This is a genomic window from Streptomyces sp. S4.7, assembly GCF_010384365.1.
Taxonomy (GTDB): Bacteria; Actinomycetota; Actinomycetes; order Streptomycetales; family Streptomycetaceae; genus Streptomyces.
Window position 1 is genome coordinate 3,287,288 of record NZ_CP048397.1, and the last position, 16,395, is coordinate 3,303,682.

Consider the following 16,395-nt stretch of genomic DNA (forward strand, 5'->3'; position numbering starts at 1 on the left):
AACGCGGCAAGCGTCGACGGCACCGGCGGTCAGCCCGGCAACACGGCGAGAGCCCGTCGGCACGACAGCGGCCGTGGACGTGCGACAAGGCGGTGGCGCCGCGACGGCAACGCGATTGCGCGGCAGCCCGGTACCGTCGGCAGCTCAGCGGCGGCGGGAGCGCCAGACCAGGAAGAGTGCCGAGCTGACCGCCGCCACCCGGATCACCAACGGCCAGGTCGCCGAGAGCGCCTCGCCCATCGTGCCCTCCGGGATGGGCTCGCCCCAGCGTTCCGTCGCACGGCCCCAGAGCCAGATCCCGCCGCCGACCACGGCCACGATCGGCAGACCGAAGACCGCCAGCTTCGCCTCGAAGCGGGACAGCCGGCGTGAGGCGTACGCGAGGACCCAGCCGCCCGCGAGCGCCAGCCAGGAGCCGAGGACCGCGCCGACGACGAGGAGGGCGGCGGCCAGCAGGAGGAACGGGTTGGTGAGCCGCAGCCCGGGGCCCGCGCCCGGGGCGGCGGGGGCGGGGTCGGGCTTCTTGGCGCGGGGGCGCAGTCGTGACAGCAGCCGGCGCCGCTCGGGCGTCTGCGCCACTTCCATCGCGCCGGCCCCGTCCGCCGCCGCCTCCGCCTCCGCCTCCGCCGCGAGGCGGGCCTTCTCGTCACGTTCCTCGGGCGTCGGCGGCGGCTTCAGTATCTCGGGGATCTCGACCCCGCCGACGAACCCGGAGACACCGGTCGCCGTGCCCATCGGGCCGGCGTCGACACGCCACCAGTCCGGTTCACCGCCGGACTCGCCGAGTTCGTGCATGGGCGCCAGATGCGGCGGGGAGGCGGTGGGTTCGGCGGGCGTCTCGGGTGCGGTCCGGCGCTTCTGCTTCGGCAGCGAGGGCCCGTCAGGCCCCCGCCCCTCGCCGGAAGCACCGAGCCCGAGCCCGAGCCCGAGGCCCAGCCCGCGCCCCAGCTTGCCGCGCTGCTTGGGAAGCCTGGGCCCGGACCGGGGTTCTGGAACGGGATCGGGTGACGGATCCGGCGCCGGCTGCCGGTCGGCGAACGTGCCGCCCGGCGCCGCCGCGCCCACCACCTGGTCCGGCGAACCGAGCCGCCCCAGGATGCGGCGGACGGCGGCGGGACTGTCGCCGCCGAACTTCCCGCGCTGCTTGTCGATCTCGCCGCGCAGCTCGGAGACGAGTCTCATCCGGTCACCGGAGGGCAACTGCCTTTGCTGGGCCACGTCTCCGACCCTGCTCAGATAGTCGTAGACGAGCTGGTCGCTCTCGATCCCCACACTGCCCTCCGCACATACGCGCCGTACCTGGGGCCGATGGTGTCGCGCTCGTCCCCGTACGTCCAGTACGGCGCGTGCGGGCGGCTCCTGGGTCGCGCCTGTCCCCCAGGTCCTGACTTCACACTGGCGTCTGGCTCCCACCCTGCCGGCGGACGACGCCAGTTCGAAGACAGGCCCCAGGCGGGCGGACCCGGCGGCCACGGCACGTCCGCGACGAGGGGAAGGATCATCTCCTCCTCGTAGTCGAGGTGCGCGGTCAGCTCCGTCGTCATCCGTGCCAACTCGGCCCGGAAGCGCGGCGGATCGGCGGCGCCGATGTCGGCGAGCAGCGCCACCAGCCGCTCCTGGACGCGGGCGACCGTGCGGTGTTCGGCGCGCAGCCGGTCGAAGACGTCGGTCAGATGCGGGTGGTAGTGGGCGATCCCGGGGAACAAGTGCCCGTCCTCGCCGGTGTGGTGGAACTCCAGCGCCTGGCAGAACGCCAGGCAGCGCTGCCGGATCTGCAACCCGAGACCCGGCGCCGGCGGCTCGCCGGGACCCTCGTGGGCGTCGAGCGCGGCGAAGTGCGCGTCGATGTCGGCGGTCACCAGCCGCGGTTGGAGGCGCAGTTGGTCATGGACCTCCAGGATCTTGTCGGCGAGGGTCCGCACCTCGCGCGGGCTCCCGTCGTCGGGCACGGCGGGCTCCAGCACCACGACCGGCAGGGTGCGGGTGGTGGCGGCCTGGTAGTCGCCGTATCCGGGAGCCTCGCGTACGACGTGCGCGAACAGCTCGTCGCGCCTCGCCCCTTCGGCCGGGACCGCGAGGGCCTGGTAGGCGCTGGTGCCGATCTCGACGTCGACCACGGGGTGGGCGAGCAGGTTGCGGTACCAGTGGGGGTCGTCGGAGGCGCCGAGGTTGGAGGCGACGAGCAGGAGCGAGCCGCCGTGGCGGACGTACCCGAGGGGAGTGGTCCTGGCGGTTCCGGACTTCGCGCCGGTGGTGGTCAGCAGGAGCAGGTTCCCGCCTTCGAAGGGGCCGCCGACCTTCCCCTCGTTGGCGCGGAACTCCTCGATGACGGACTCATTGACGGATGCATTGAACGATGTGGGCATGCGTGTGTGTTCTCCGGAAGATGGAGGCAGCCTTCGGACACGGCAGAGCCGGGGGCTGCGAAGGATGAGAGACGACGTGCGACAGCGCTGTTCGCGCTCGTGGCTACGTCACGTACGGGTCGCGGAGTACGTACTCGTGCTCATGGCGGATCCCCTGAATGAAGGGTGCTCGCCCGGTCACCGGCCCGCCCACTGCTCTTCGGCCGGCACCACGCGGCACCGCGTCCATTACACGCAGCCGCCTGCCGGCTGTCAACAAGCCCCGGACGACGCCCTCCCCGCACCGCGCCGCACGGCCCCCGACGGCCACCACCCCGGCCAGGCGCCCCGCAGGGGCTAACGTGGGGCGGATGACGGGAATCAGCTAGCCGCCCCTGGAGGCGCACGTGTCCGAACGAACCGGCGCAACGCCCCCGCGTACGCTCGCGGAGGCCCTGCGCACCCGCGACGACGACGCGCTGGCCGCTCTGCTGCGCACGCGCCCCGACCTGCTGAGCCCCGTACCGAACGACCTCAGCCAGCTCGCCACCCGGGCCGGCACCCGCGCCTCCGTGATGCGGGCGCTGGAGCGGCTAGACCGATTCACGCTCCAGACCGCCGAGGCGCTGGCGGCCTCGACCGACCCCGCGCCGTACGAGGCCCTGCTCGCCCTGATGACCGGCGACGAGGGTGACGCGCGGGTCGAGGCGGCCCTGCCGCGCGCCGTCGCGGCGCTGCGCGAACAGGCGCTGATCTGGGGCGCGGACGACCGGCTGCGGCTGGTCCGTACGGCCCGCGAGATCCTGGCCCCCTCCCCCGGCCACCCCTCCCCGACCGGCCTCGGCCCGACCGTCGCCGAGGCCACGGCAGGGATGTCGCCCGGCCGGATCCAGGAGATCATCAGCACCGCCGGTCTGCCCTCCACGCACGACCCGGTCTCGGCGGTCGCCGCGCTGGCCGCGCTGTTCACCGACCGCACCCGTATGGCGGCGCTGCTCGACACCGCCCCGCCCGACGCGCTGACCGTCCTCGACCGACTGGTGTGGGGGCCGCCGTACGGCGAGATCACCTCGAAGCCCGCGCCGCCCGTGCAGTGGCTGCGCGACCACGGGCTGCTGCTGCCGACCTCCACGCGCACCGTCGTGCTGCCGCGCGAGGCCGCGCTGCATCTGCGCGGGGGCCGCGCGCACCGCCACGCCGAGCCGGAGCCGCCGGCGATCCTGCCGCATCCCTCGGCGTCGTCGGCGGCCTCGTCGGCCGTCAGCCGTCCACAGGTTGTGGACAGCGCGGCGGCGGCACAGGCGTACACCGCGCTGGAGACGATCGAGGAGCTCGCCAAGGAGTGGAACGAGGGCGGCCCGAACGTCCTGCGCGCCGGCGGTCTCTCCGTACGCGACCTCAAGCGCACCGCCACCGCCCTGGACGTCACCGAGCCCGTGGCCGCCTTCTGGGTCGAACTCGCCTACGCGGCCGGGCTGTTGGCGGCGGACGGTGAGGCCGACGAGCGGTACGCGCCGACGCCCGCCTACGACCAGTGGCCCGATCTGCCCCCGGCGCAGCGGTGGGCCGCACTGGCCACGGCCTGGCTCCGCGCCACCCGCACCGCGGGCCTCGTCGGCGGCCAGGACAGCAAGGGCCGTACGCTCGCCGCGCTCGGCCCCGACCTGGACCGCGGCGCCGCGCCGGAGGTACGGCGCCATGTCCTCGACCTGCTCGCGAGCCTCCCGGAGGGCACCGCCCCCGACCCGGAGAGCGTGCTCGCCCGGCTGCGCTGGGAGCGCCCGCTGCGCGGCGCGGCGGCCGGCCGGCCCGAGGACCTGCGCGCGCGCATCGCCGCGTGGACCCTCAACGAGGCGGAGATGCTGGGCATCACCGGCCGCGGCGCGCTCTCGTCGCACGGCCGCGCGCTGATCGCCCCGGACGCCGGGGCGGGCGGGGCGACGGGCGCGTTCCCGAAACCGGCCGCACGGGCGGCCACCGGCGCCGAACTCCCGGCCGCCGGTCTGCACGCGGCCCACGCCCTGGCCCCCCACCTCCCCGAACCCCTCGACCACGTCCTCCTCCAGGCCGACCTCACCGCCGTCGCCCCCGGGCCGCTGCTGCGCCCGCTCGCCGAGACGCTGTCCGTGATCGCCGACATCGAGTCACGCGGCGGCGCCACCGTCTACCGCTTCACGCCCGCGTCCGTACGCCGCGCCCTCGACGCCGGGCGGTCCGCGTCCGACCTGCACGCGTTCCTGGCCGCCCACAGCCGTACGCCGGTACCGCAGCCGCTCAGCTATCTCATCGACGACATGGCGCGCCGCCACGGGCATCTGCGGATCGGCGCCGCGTCGGCGTACGTACGCTGCGACGACGAGGCCGTCCTGGACGAGATCCTGGCCGACCGGCGCTCCCAGGGCCTGCGGCTGCGCCGGCTGGCGCCCACCGTCCTCGCGGCCCAGGCCGACCCGACGACGCTGCTGGACGGGCTGCGCACGATGGGCCTCGCGCCGGCCGCCGAGTCCGCCGACGGCGACGTCCTGGTCACGCGCGCCCACGCGCACCGCACCCCGCCGCGTACGCCGCCTGCCCCCGTGCCGGACGGCCCGCCCGTGCCCGCGCCGCCGCTGCTCGGCGCGGCGGTACGGGCGATCCGGGCGGGCGACCAGGCGGCGACCGTCGTACGCAAGACGCTCCCCGAACCGGCCGAGGCCGCGGCGACGGCACGCGGGGACCTGCCCCGCACCACGTCGGCCGAGACCCTGGCGACGGTCCAGGCCGCCGCGCTGACGGGCTCGGCGCTCTGGATCGGTTATGTGAACGCGGAGGGCGCGGCGAGCCAGCGGGTGATCGCGCCCGTGCGGGTCGAGGGCGGCTTCGTGACGGCGTACGACCACACGGCGGACGAGGTCCGCACCTACCCGCTGCACCGCATCACCGGCGTCTCGGAACTGGCGGACGACCCGGCGTAGCCCCGCGCGGGGCGCTACTTCGGACTCTTCTTCGCGGGCGTGGTCTTCTTCACCGGGGACTTCTTCGCGGTCGCGGTCTTCCCGGCCGTGGTCTTCTTCGCCGCCGCCTTCTTCCCCGCCGTCTTCTTCGCCGCCGTCTTCTTCGCGGCCACGGGCTCGCGCCTCACCGCGGACCGCACGCGCTCGGTCCACGGCGTGCGACCCGTCGTGGGCGTGCCCACACCCGCGCGCCGGGCCTTCTTCTCCGCCACCCGCTCACGCCGCTCCGCCTCGCGCTCTTCCTCACGCTCCCGCTCGCGCCGGACCTGCGCCTCCAGCGAGCGGAACCCCAGCGTGTGGAAGCGGTGGCTGAACCGGCGCCCGATCAGCAGATACGCCAGGAACGCACCGCTCGCGTTCATGATCACGTCGTCCACGTCGAAGGCCCGGCCCTCGACGATCGCGCCCTGCGCCAGCTCCACCACGGTCATCATGACCACGGTCAGCGCCATCACCCGCAGCATCCGGAACCTGCGCGGCACCAGCACCGGCAGCAGCAGCCCGAACGGCGCGCCCATCAGCACGTTGCCGCCGACCTGCTTGCAGGCGGCGAGGAAGGTGTAGTCCTCGGCGTACTGGCGCAGCGAGTGCCCCGGCTGGAGATTGGACCCGGCGATCTCCGACGAGGCGGGTGACGGCGTGAGTGTCAACTCCGCGAGAACGGCGGCGAACCCGACCAGCAGCAGGAGCGCCACGGCCAGAATGACCACCCGCAGCACGGCTCCGCCCCACGACGTACTCCAGGACGACGTCGCGTTCACCGAGCCGTCCACCCCGCGGGCGCTGCCCCGCCCACCCGTCGGTTCCATTTCAGCGGCCATACGCCGCGCCTGCCCCCGACCGCGCCACGTACGCACCCGAGTCGCCCCGGTCCGGCGCTCGGCGGGGAAGACGCGCGAGAGGGGCGTCCGGTCCGTCCTGAACGCGCGCTTCCGGTGGCCCCGAGGCTCCCCCTCCACGAAAGCACCCGCGATACGCCACACTGGACGTTTGGCCGTGGGAAGTGGCCGTACGTAGGACGGAAGGCGCTGCTGTGAACGGACCTCTCATCGTCCAGAGCGACAAAACGTTGCTGCTGGAGGTGGATCACGAGCAGGCCGACGCCTGTCGGCGGGCCATCGCGCCCTTCGCCGAGCTGGAGCGGGCGCCCGAGCACATCCACACCTACCGGCTGACCCCGCTCGGGCTGTGGAACGCGCGGGCGGCAGGACACGACGCCGAGCAGGTCATCGACGCGCTCGTGGCGTTCTCGCGCTACCCGGTGCCGCACGCGCTGCTCGTGGACGTCGCCGAGACCATGGCCAGGTACGGGCGGCTCACGCTGTCCAAGCACCCCACCCACGGGCTCGTGCTGACCAGCACCGACCGGCCGGTCCTGGAGGAGATCCTGCGGTCGAAGAAGGTCCAGCCGCTCGTCGGTGCGCGGATCGACCCCGACACCGTCGCCGTGCACCCCTCCGAACGGGGGCAGATCAAGCAGACGCTGCTGAAGCTGGGCTGGCCGGCGGAGGACCTGGCCGGGTACGTGGACGGCGAGGCGCACGCCATCGAGCTGGACGAGCGCGAGTGGTCGCTGCGGCCGTACCAGAAGCAGGCCGTCGAGGGCTTCTGGCACGGCGGGTCCGGGGTCGTCGTGCTGCCGTGCGGGGCGGGCAAGACGCTCGTCGGCGCGGGCGCGATGGCGCAGGCGAAGGCGACGACGCTGATCCTCGTCACCAACACCGTCTCCGCCCGGCAGTGGAAGCACGAGCTGATCAGGCGCACGTCCCTGACCGAGGAGGAGATCGGCGAGTACAGCGGTACGCGCAAGGAGATCCGACCGGTCACGATCGCGACGTACCAGGTCCTCACGGTCCGCCGTAAGGGCGTCTATCCGCATCTGGAGCTGTTCGACTCCCGCGACTGGGGTCTGATCGTCTACGACGAGGTGCATCTGCTGCCCGCGCCCGTCTTCAAGTTCACCGCCGACCTCCAGGCGCGGCGCCGGCTCGGGCTGACGGCCACGCTCGTGCGGGAGGACGGCCGCGAGTCGGACGTCTTCTCGCTCATCGGGCCGAAGCGTTTCGACGCGCCGTGGAAGGAGATCGAGGCGCAGGGCTACATCGCGCCCGCGGACTGTGTCGAGGTACGGGTCAATCTCACCGACAGCGAGCGCCTGGCGTACGCGACCGCCGAGCAGGAGGAGAAGTACCGCTTCTGCGCGACGACGGCGACCAAACGCAAGGTGACGGAGGCCCTGGTCCGGAAGCACAAGGGCGAGCAGACGCTGGTCATCGGCCAGTACATCGACCAGCTCGACGAGCTGGGCGAGCATCTGGACGCCCCGGTGATCAAGGGCGAGACGAGCAACGCGCAGCGGGAGAAGCTGTTCGAGGCGTTCCGGCAGGGCGAGATCTCGGTGCTCGTCGTGTCGAAGGTCGCGAACTTCTCGATCGATCTGCCGGAGGCGACGGTCGCCATCCAGGTGTCGGGCACGTTCGGCTCCCGGCAGGAGGAGGCGCAGCGGCTGGGCCGGGTGCTCCGGCCGAAGGCGGACGGCCACGAGGCGCGCTTCTACTCGGTGGTCGCCCGCGACACGATCGACCAGGACTTCGCGGCGCACCGGCAGCGGTTCCTCGCGGAGCAGGGGTACGCCTACCGCATCGTGGACGCCGACGAGTTGCTGGCCGGCAACTGAGACAGCGGGAGCGGGCGGACGGCCGCGAGCCGCCGGTCGGTGATCCGGCGGTGGCGGTGGCGGCGGTGGGCCGCGTAAGCGAGGGCCGCGAGCACCGCGAGTGCCAGCAGTGCGTACGGGGCCGCCAACACCTGCTGCCACCACGGCAGTTGCAGCTCCGCCCCGTCCTCGTGGGGTACGAGGAGGAAGGTCCGCGCCGAGAAGACCAGCGCGACCGCCGCCGCCGTACGCCACCGGCCCTCCGCGAGCAGGACGGCCAGCAGCGGCACGCACCACACCCAGTGGTGGGACCAGCTGACCGGCGAGACGAGCAGCGCGGTCAGCGCGATGGCCGGCATGCCCCATGTCCCATGTCCCGCCCGCACGACGGCCCTTCGCGCCAGCCACAGGCCGGCGAACGTGATGACGACGCAGGCGACCGCCCAGCCGACGCCGGGCTCGGGCGTGTGCAGCGCGCGGGCGAACAGCCCTTGCAGCGACTGGTTGTCGGCGCTCCACGCCTCGCCCGGACGGCTGGTCTCGAAGACCCGTAGAGTCCAGAAGTCGAGGCTGGACCGGGGCAGGACGAGCGCGCCGAGCAGCATCGTGCCGATGAGCGACGCGAGGGCGGTGAGCCCGGCGCGTACGTCGCCGGACCTGCCCGTGACCAGCAGATAGGCGATGAAGAGGGCGGGCGTCAGCTCGACGCCCGCCGCGATCCCGACGGCGAAGCCCTTGCCGAGCGCGTGGTCCGGCCGCGTCAGGTCCCAGAGGACGAGGCAGGCCAGCGCGAGGCTGATCTCTCCGTGCAGGACGGTCCGGAAGACCGGTTCGAGCCACAGCCCGAAGGCGACGAGTACGGAAACGGGGACGGGGACGGGGGTGGTGGCCGTGTCGGGGCGCCGGGCGGCGAATCGCCAGGAAAGCCGGACCAGGAGGGCGAGAAGCAGCACGTTGCCCACGACGACAACGGCCTTGAGCGTGGCGACCGGGAGCCAGGTGGCCGGGACGAACAGGATCGCGGCGAACGGCGGCGAGGTGGCGGGCAGTCGCCACTCGGTGACCGCGACCCGCTCGGCCACCGGGATCGGCTGAGCGAGCAGGGCGTACTGGGCCGGGCAGAGCGCGGTGAGTGCGGTGAGTGCGGTCAGCGACAGGACGAGTGCGCCAACTGCGAGGAGTGACCGGACAGTCACGGTCGGGAGCGTCACGGCCGCGACATTAGCCGATCGGGGCTCGTGCCGAGGTGCCGGTCGGCCGCGCAGCGATGTGCGGATGTACGCGCGGATGCACGCGCGGGTGTACAGACACGTACAGACATGCGGACTTGCGTGCGGTCCTGCGGGTGGATGTGCGTGCTCAGCGCATGATGCCCGCCTCCTCTCCGTACTCACCGAGGACGGCCACGCTGAACGCGGCGGTCACGAAGACCTTGACCGCCCGCAGCGCGTTGCCGACACGATGCGGCTGGTGCGGGCCGGAGTGAGGGGCGGAACCGAGCGCCGTCGCCCCGCTGTGCGGCGGGCCGACGTCCACGGTCGGGATCGGGGTGAAGGTCGCTGTACTCATACTTCAATGGTGCGTCCTCCGCGAGCGCGGCACATCGCTCCGCAGGGGGAATCGGCCGAGCCGTTCCGTACATCTGCGGGGATACGGCATCCCCTACGGGGACTACGCCCCCGCCCCTGACCTCTCACCGGGGTCGGACGGGGAAGGACGAGGCCCGCGGCCCGGACGGCCCCGGAAAACCCGTTCGCCCCGCCGCCACCCGCTGACTACAATCGCCCTCTTCTCCCGCCTCCCTCCGAGGAGCGCTGTCGTCCGGTCGGAAACCGGGCGGCTGCCCTGACGTGATCCACCGCCGACACCGGCCGCCGCCCCGCCACCATCGGGTCGCGGCCCGTCGGCCTGCGTACATCCGGAGGCACCACCGTGTCCGCGCACGACCCCGCACCGCCCCGGGCCCAGCTCCCGGCCCCGGCGGCCGACACCCGCACCGATCCGCTCGCCCGCGAGCGCGCCCATCTCGGCGCCTCCCGCGCGGCCCTGCGCTCCATGCGCGAGGACGTCCAGTCCCTCGACATCCGCGACGTGACGGCGAACTGGGTCAACGCCGCCGTCCTCGAATCGCAGATCGAGGACCGCATCAAGGCCCTCGCCGACCTCTCGCACACCCCGCTCTTCTTCGGCCGCCTCGACTACCTGCACGCGGTCGGCGCCGCCGAGGCCGAGGGCGCCGAGGGCGAGCGCTTCTACATCGGCCGGCGGCACGTCCACGACGCCGACGGCGACCCGATGGTCATCGACTGGCGCGCGCCCGTCTCGCAGCCCTTCTACCAGGCGTCCAAGAAGAATCCACTGGACGTCGGCCTGCGCCGCCGCTTCGGCTACACGGCCGGCGAACTGACCGCGTACGAGGACGAGCACCTCTCCGACCCGACGGAGACGGCCCACTCCAGCAAGCTCCTCCAGGCCGAGATCGAGCGCCCGCGCGTCGGCCCGATGCGCGACATCGTCGCGACGATCCAGCCCGAGCAGGACGAGATCGTCCGGTCAGGGCTCGGCGGCTCCGTCTGCGTGCAGGGCGGCCCCGGCACCGGAAAGACCGCGGTGGGCCTGCACCGGGTGGCGTATCTGCTGTACGCGCACCGTGAGCGGCTGGCCCGTACCGGCACGCTGGTCATCGGACCGAACGCCTCCTTCCTCCACTACATCGAGCAAGTGCTGCCCGCACTCGGCGAGTTGGAGGTCAAGCAGGCGACAGTCGACGAGCTGGTGGCGTCGGGGCCTGGCCAGGTGCGGGTGCTGGGCACCGACAGCGCGGCGACGGCCGTCGTCAAGGGCGACGCCCGCATGGCGCGGGTGCTGCGCCGGGCGGTCCGTTCGCACGTCACGCTGCCCACGGAGCCGGTGATGGTGGTGCGCGGCTCCCGGCGCTGGCGGGTACCGGCGTACGAACTCGAAAAGCTGGTGCGGGAGTTGCTGGACCGCGACATCCGCTACGGCGCCGCGCACGACGCCCTGCCACAGCGCATCGCGCACGCCGTGCTCGTACAGATGGAGAGATCCGGTGAGGCGCCCGACGACCGGGTGCAGGACGCGGTGGCCCGTGACCCCGCGGTGAAGGCGGCCGTGAAGGCGATGTGGCCCGCCGTCGACCCGGCGAAGCTGGTGCTGCGGCTGCTCTCCGACGCGGACTTCCTCGCCGAGCACGCGGAGGGGCTGCTGACGGACGAGGAGCAGAAGGCCCTGCTGTGGACGAAGCCGCCGCGCAGCGTGAAGACGGCGAAGTGGTCGTCGGCGGACGCGGTGCTGATCGACGAGGCGAACGATCTGGTCTGGCGCACGCACTCGCTCGGCCATGTCGTACTGGACGAGGCGCAGGATCTGTCGCCGATGCAGTACCGGGCGGTGGGCCGGCGCTGCTCGACCGGCTCGGCGACGGTGCTCGGGGACCTGGCGCAGGGCACCACGCCCTGGGCGACGGCGAGTTGGGCGGAGGCGCTGGCGCATCTGGGCAAGCCGGAGGCGGTGGTGGAGGAGCTGACGGCCGGTTTCCGCGTACCGCGCGAGGTGATCGCCTACGCGTCGCGTCTGCTGCCCGCGATCTCGCCCGGGCTGACGGAGGTGGCGTCGGTACGTGAGTCGCCGGGCTCGCTGGAGGTACGCGCGGTGGGGGCCGAGACCCTGGACGCGGCGGTCGTCGGCGCGTGCGTGGAGTCGCTGCGGCACGAGGGCTCGATCGGCCTGATCGCGGCGGACGCCCGTATCCCCGGGCTGGCCGCCGCGCTGTCGGCGGCGGGCCACTCGTACCTCGCCCCGGGCGAGGAGACGACGGCGGCCTCCCGCCTCACGCTGGTCCCGGCGTCGCTGGCGAAGGGCCTTGAGTACGACTACGTGGTCCTGGACGAGCCGTCGGCGGTGGTCGGCGGCGAACCGGACGAACGCACGGGCCTGCGCCGCCTGTACGTGGCACTGACCCGGGCGGTCTCGGGCCTGGCCGTGATCCACGCCGCCCCACTGCCGCCCCAGCTGGACACCGCCTGGGCGGGGTAGGCCGGGTGGGCGACACTGTCGGAGTGAACTCGAACGATGAGCCCGATGCGGCGAAGACGGTGCCCACGACGGACGCACCGGGAGTACCGGACGGCACGGCGGACGTGTCCGACGCCGGTGCGGGGGGCGTGAGCGGGACGGGTGCCCCGGTGGGCGTCGGCGTGGGCCGGGCCGTCGCCACGAGCGACACGGACAGTGCGACGAACGCTCCCGACGCACCCGCCCCGGCGTCCGGGCCGGCGGACACGGCACATGCGGCCGACTCCGTAGGCACGGCGGGGACGGCGGATACGAACGCACCCGACACCGTCGGCACGGAGGGTGTGACCGCCGCCGACCCGGACGCGCCGGACGCGGCCGACGTCGGCACAACCGACACGGGCGACACGGCCGGTACGGCACCCGCACCCGTACCCCCCAGCCGTCGGCTGTTCTGGTCCACTCTCGGGATCGGCCTCGTGCTGTTGCTCGTCGATCAGGCGTCCAAGTGGTGGGCCGTCGGGGCGTTGGGGGACTCGGAGTCGATCGATGTCGTCGGCGACGTCATCCGTTTCTGGCTCGTCTACAACCCCGGCGCCGCCTTCTCCATGGGCACCGGCGTGACCTGGGTCTTCACGATCTTCGCCGGAGTCGCCGTCGTCGCCATCGCCTGGTACGCGTGGCGCGTGGTCTCCACCCCGTGGGCGTACGCGCTCGGGCTCCTTCTCGGCGGCGCCACGTCCCACTTCGGCGACCGTCTCTTCCGCGAGCCCGGATTCGCGCGCGGGCACGTGGTCGACTTCATCGACTACGCGGGGTTCTTCGTCGGCAACGTCGCCGACATCGGGATCTTCGCGGGCGCGGTGACGATCGTGGTGCTGTCGTTCAGGGGCATAGAGGCCGTCGACCGCGACCCGGTCGACAATCCGGCCGGCTGACTCCGCCAAGCGCCGGACGGGCACCGCACCGAGCCCGTCCGGCGATCGGGAAGGCAGGCCGCGCCACTACGCGTCGATCGCCTCGCGCCACTCCCGTACCGTCGCCTCGTCCACCGGCGCCCCCCAGCCGTTGGGCCGCGCCGCGCCGCCGATGTGGAACGCGTTCAGGCCGCCCGCACGCAGCCGCGGCAGGTGGTCCAGCCGCAGGCCGCCGCCGACGAGGAGTTCGGGGCCGTAACCCGGTTCACCGGCCGCCGCGGACTCCGCCTCGGCCAGCAGGACCGGGATGCCCGCGTCGACCCCGTTCGCCGATCCCGCCGTGAGGTACGTGTCGAGGCCGGGCAGGTCCGCGAGCTGCTTGCGCAGCGCGTCGCGGTCGGCCGCGCGGTCGATCGCCCGGTGGAACGTCCAGCGGCAGGGGTCCAGCTCCGCGACGAGCCGTTCGACCGTGACGAGGTCCACATTGCCGGCGACGTCGAGGAAGCCGAGGACGAACTCGTCCGCACCCTCGACCCGCATGGCGTCCACGCATTCCACCAGCACGTCCACCTCTTCCGGTGATCCCGCCGAGAACCCGTCCTGGAGCCTCAGCATCACGCGCAGCGAGATGTCGACGGAGGCGCGGATCTTGGCGAAGGTCTCGACCGGCGGGGTGAGACCGTCCGCCGCCATGTCGGTGACCAGCTCAAGACGGTCCGCCCCGCCCGCCTGGGCCGCGACGGCGTCCTCGGCGTCGAGGGCGATCACCTCCAGGACTGCACGCTTGCTCATGGGAACCCATTCCGTTCGGGAGGCTAGGAAGCCGGGTCAGGACCTGGGACGACCGGTTCGGCAGTCGGCCCGTCGCAGATCTACAGATCGGTCTCTATAGGTCTAGTCCAATAGCCAGCCTACGACGCCGCACGGCGCGCCCGCATCATCAAACCCCCACCACACCACATCAGCCGCCACCCGCCGTCGCCGGGCGGCGTCACCCCGCCCTTGCTTCGGATAGGGGCGAGGGGTATACATGGACATGGAAGTAGATACCCCCTAGGGGTATCTGGAGGCGACGCGGAGGAGAATGGCAGTCATGAGCACCACACCGGCAACCGACACACCCGCCGAAGCCCCGGCAGCCACCGGCACCACCGGCGCCCCGGGCACCGTCACGGTCGACGTCGAGCTGGCCATCGGTGGCATGACCTGCGCCTCGTGTGCGGCCCGTATCGAGAAGAAGCTCAACCGTATGGACGGTGTCGAGGCGACCGTGAACTACGCGACCGAGAAGGCGAAGGTCACCTACGCGCAGGGCGACCTCTCCGTACAGGACCTGATCGCCACCGTCGAGAAGACCGGTTACACGGCCGCCGAGCCACCCCCGCCCCTGCCGGCGGGCGGCGGCGGCACGCAGCCGGGACCCGGCGCCGGCTCCGGTGCGGAGAGCGGGGCCACCCGCGCCGACGACGAACTGCGCACGCTGCGGGAGCGGCTGATCACCGCAGTCGTCCTCGCCGTGCCCGTCATCGCGATGGCGATGGTGCCGGCGTTGCAGTTCGAGTACTGGCAGTGGCTGTCGCTGACGCTGGCGGCCCCCGTCGTCACCTACGCGGCCTGGCCGTTCCACCGTGCGGCGTGGACGAACGCGCGGCACGGCGCGGCGACGATGGACACCTTGATCTCGGTGGGGACGTCGGCGGCGTTCGCGTGGTCGCTCTGGGCCCTGTTCTTCGGTACGGCGGGCACCCCGGGGATGACGCACCCGTTCGAGCTGACGATCGCTCGGGGCGACGGGGCCGGGAACATCTATCTGGAGGCGGCGGCCGGTGTCACCGCGTTCATCCTGGCCGGCCGGTACTTCGAGGCCCGGTCCAAGCGCAAGGCCGGCGCCGCGCTTCGGGCGCTGATGGAGCTGGGGGCGAAGGAGGTCACCGTCCTGCGGGACGGCCGCGAGACGACCGTCCCGACCGGTGAGCTGGTGGTCGGAGACCGCTTCGTGGTGCGGCCGGGCGAGAAGATCGCCACCGACGGCACCGTCAGTGAAGGCACCTCCGCCGTCGACGCCTCCATGCTCACCGGCGAATCCGTCCCCGTCGAGGTCGCACCAGGCGACACCGTCACCGGAGCGACCCTCAACGCCGGCGGACGCCTCGTCGTCACCGCCACCCGGATCGGCGCCGACACCCAGCTCGCCCGCATGGCCCGCATGGTCGAAGACGCGCAGAACGGCAAGGCCGCGGCCCAACGGCTCGCCGACAAGATCTCCGCCGTGTTCGTCCCCGTCGTCATCGCCCTCGCCCTGGGCACGCTCGGCTTCTGGCTCGGCAACGGATCGGGCATCACCGCCGCGTTCACCGCCGCCGTCGCCGTACTCATCATCGCCTGCCCCTGCGCCCTGGGGCTGGCAACCCCCACCGCCCTCATGGTCGGCACCGGACGCGGCGCTCAGCTCGGCATCCTCATCAAGGGCCCCGAAGTCCTCGAATCGACACGGAAGGTCGACACGGTCGTCCTCGACAAGACCGGCACCGTCACCACCGGCCGTATGACCCTCCTGGCCACCCACGCCGCCCCCGGCACCGAGGAATCGGAACTGCTGCGGCTGGCCGGCGCCCTGGAGCACGCCTCCGAACACCCCATCGCCCGCGCGATCGCCACCGGAGCGACCGAGCGGACCGGCCCCCCGCCCGCCCCCGAGGACTTCGCGAACGTCCCCGGCCTCGGCGTCCAGGGCGTCGTCGAGGGTCACGCCGTCCTCGTCGGCCGCACGAAACTCCTCGCCGAGTGGGAGATCCGCCTCCCCGGCGAACTCACCGCCAGGAAGGAGGAGGCGGAGCGGCAGGGCCGTACGGTCGTCGCGGTCGCCTGGGACGGCGAGGCACGCGGCATCCTCGAAGTCGCCGACGCGGTCAAGGACACCAGCACCGAAGCCGTCCGCCGTCTGCGCGCCCTCGGTCTGACGCCCATCCTCCTCACCGGCGACAACAGGGCCGTCGCCGAGGCCGTCGCCACCGAGGTCGGCATCGGCGCGCAGGACGTCTTCGCCGAGGTGATGCCCGAGGACAAGGTGGATGTCGTCAAGCGCCTCCAGGGCGAGGGCAGGTCCGTCGCGATGGTCGGCGACGGGGTCAACGACGCCGCCGCCCTCGCGCAGGCCGATCTCGGTCTCGCCATGGGCACCGGCACCGACGCCGCCATCGAAGCCGGCGACCTCACCCTCGTCACCGGCGACCTCCGCGCCGCCGTCGACGCCATCCGTCTCTCCCGTCGCACCCTCGGCACCATCAAGGGCAACCTCTTCTGGGCCTTCGGCTACAACGTCGCGGCCCTCCCCCTCGCGGCCGCCGGGCTCCTCAACCCCATGATCGCGGGCGCGGCCATGGCCTTCTCCTCCGTCTTCGTCGTCGGCAACTCCCTGCGGCTGCGCGGCTTCAAGGCGTCCGTCTGAG

General features: G+C 73.0%; 10 protein-coding genes and 1 pseudogene. 5 read left to right on the forward strand and 6 right to left on the reverse strand.

The window, feature by feature from the left end:
* Positions 1-144: 144 nt before the first annotated feature.
* Positions 145-1,272: a hypothetical protein gene (locus SSPS47_RS14350; protein WP_164251481.1), complete on the reverse strand. Its 1,128-nt coding sequence runs from the start codon at positions 1,270-1,272 to the stop codon at positions 145-147.
* A gap of 179 nt (positions 1,273-1,451) precedes the next feature.
* Positions 1,452-2,366, reverse strand: a pseudogene (locus SSPS47_RS14355) (nitroreductase/quinone reductase family protein); the annotation flags it as partial.
* A gap of 386 nt (positions 2,367-2,752) precedes the next feature.
* Here SSPS47_RS14355 and SSPS47_RS14360 point away from each other — a divergent pair.
* A complete protein-coding gene (locus SSPS47_RS14360; RefSeq protein WP_164251483.1) occupies positions 2,753-5,299 on the forward strand; it encodes a helicase C-terminal domain-containing protein in 2,547 nt (848 codons plus the stop codon).
* Between the two features lie 14 nt (positions 5,300-5,313).
* On the opposite strand, the gene SSPS47_RS14365 is transcribed toward SSPS47_RS14360, so the two are convergent.
* Positions 5,314-6,147, reverse strand: coding sequence for a VanZ family protein (locus SSPS47_RS14365; RefSeq protein ID WP_239064910.1), 834 nt, complete (start codon positions 6,145-6,147; stop codon positions 5,314-5,316).
* A gap of 224 nt (positions 6,148-6,371) precedes the next feature.
* On the opposite strand from SSPS47_RS14365, the gene SSPS47_RS14370 reads away from it, so the two are divergent.
* Complete coding sequence (locus SSPS47_RS14370; RefSeq protein WP_078076609.1) at positions 6,372-8,015, forward strand: DNA repair helicase XPB; 1,644 nt, start codon at positions 6,372-6,374, stop codon at positions 8,013-8,015.
* Here the strand turns inward: SSPS47_RS14370 and SSPS47_RS14375 are convergent.
* Positions 7,973-9,190 carry a glycosyltransferase 87 family protein gene (locus SSPS47_RS14375; RefSeq protein ID WP_239064911.1) on the reverse strand — a complete coding sequence of 406 codons (1,218 nt, stop codon included), beginning with the start codon at positions 9,188-9,190 and terminating at the stop codon, positions 7,973-7,975. The genes SSPS47_RS14370 and SSPS47_RS14375 overlap by 43 nt on opposite strands.
* Positions 9,191-9,353: 163 nt before the next feature.
* Positions 9,354-9,563 carry a hypothetical protein gene (locus tag SSPS47_RS14380; RefSeq protein ID WP_147876700.1) on the reverse strand — a complete coding sequence of 70 codons (210 nt, stop codon included), beginning with the start codon at positions 9,561-9,563 and terminating at the stop codon, positions 9,354-9,356.
* Positions 9,564-10,049: 486 nt separating this feature from the next.
* Here SSPS47_RS14380 and SSPS47_RS14385 point away from each other — a divergent pair, with 486 nt between their 5' ends.
* Both SSPS47_RS14385 and SSPS47_RS14390 read left to right on the forward strand, forming a co-directional pair.
* Positions 10,050-12,050 carry an ATP-binding domain-containing protein gene (locus SSPS47_RS14385; protein ID WP_203558075.1) on the forward strand — a complete coding sequence of 667 codons (2,001 nt, stop codon included), beginning with the start codon at positions 10,050-10,052 and terminating at the stop codon, positions 12,048-12,050.
* Between the two features lie 23 nt (positions 12,051-12,073).
* Positions 12,074-12,967: a signal peptidase II gene (locus SSPS47_RS14390; RefSeq protein WP_203557846.1), complete on the forward strand. Its 894-nt coding sequence runs from the start codon at positions 12,074-12,076 to the stop codon at positions 12,965-12,967.
* Positions 12,968-13,033: 66 nt separating this feature from the next.
* On the opposite strand, the gene SSPS47_RS14395 is transcribed toward SSPS47_RS14390, so the two are convergent.
* Positions 13,034-13,738 (reverse strand): copper homeostasis protein CutC, encoded by a 705-nt coding sequence (locus tag SSPS47_RS14395; protein WP_147876698.1) that lies wholly within the window; start codon positions 13,736-13,738, stop codon positions 13,034-13,036.
* Positions 13,739-14,039: 301 nt separating this feature from the next.
* On the opposite strand from SSPS47_RS14395, the gene SSPS47_RS14400 reads away from it, so the two are divergent.
* Positions 14,040-16,394 (forward strand): heavy metal translocating P-type ATPase, encoded by a 2,355-nt coding sequence (locus tag SSPS47_RS14400; RefSeq protein ID WP_164251487.1) that lies wholly within the window; start codon positions 14,040-14,042, stop codon positions 16,392-16,394.
* Position 16,395: the final 1 nt, after the last annotated feature.

Bases quoted from the DNA above. Each gene is read 5' to 3' on its own strand.
- SSPS47_RS14365 (WP_239064910.1), bottom strand. From the start codon at position 6,147: ATGGAACCGACGGGTGGGCGGGGCAGCGCCCGCGGGGTGGACGGCTCG.
- SSPS47_RS14380 (WP_147876700.1), bottom strand. From the start codon at position 9,563: ATGAGTACAGCGACCTTCACCCCGATCCCGACCGTGGACGTCGGCCCG.
- SSPS47_RS14385 (WP_203558075.1), top strand. From the start codon at position 10,050: ATGCGCGAGGACGTCCAGTCCCTCGACATCCGCGACGTGACGGCGAAC.
- SSPS47_RS14395 (WP_147876698.1), bottom strand. From the start codon at position 13,738: ATGAGCAAGCGTGCAGTCCTGGAGGTGATCGCCCTCGACGCCGAGGAC.
- SSPS47_RS14400 (WP_164251487.1), top strand. From the start codon at position 14,040: ATGAGCACCACACCGGCAACCGACACACCCGCCGAAGCCCCGGCAGCC.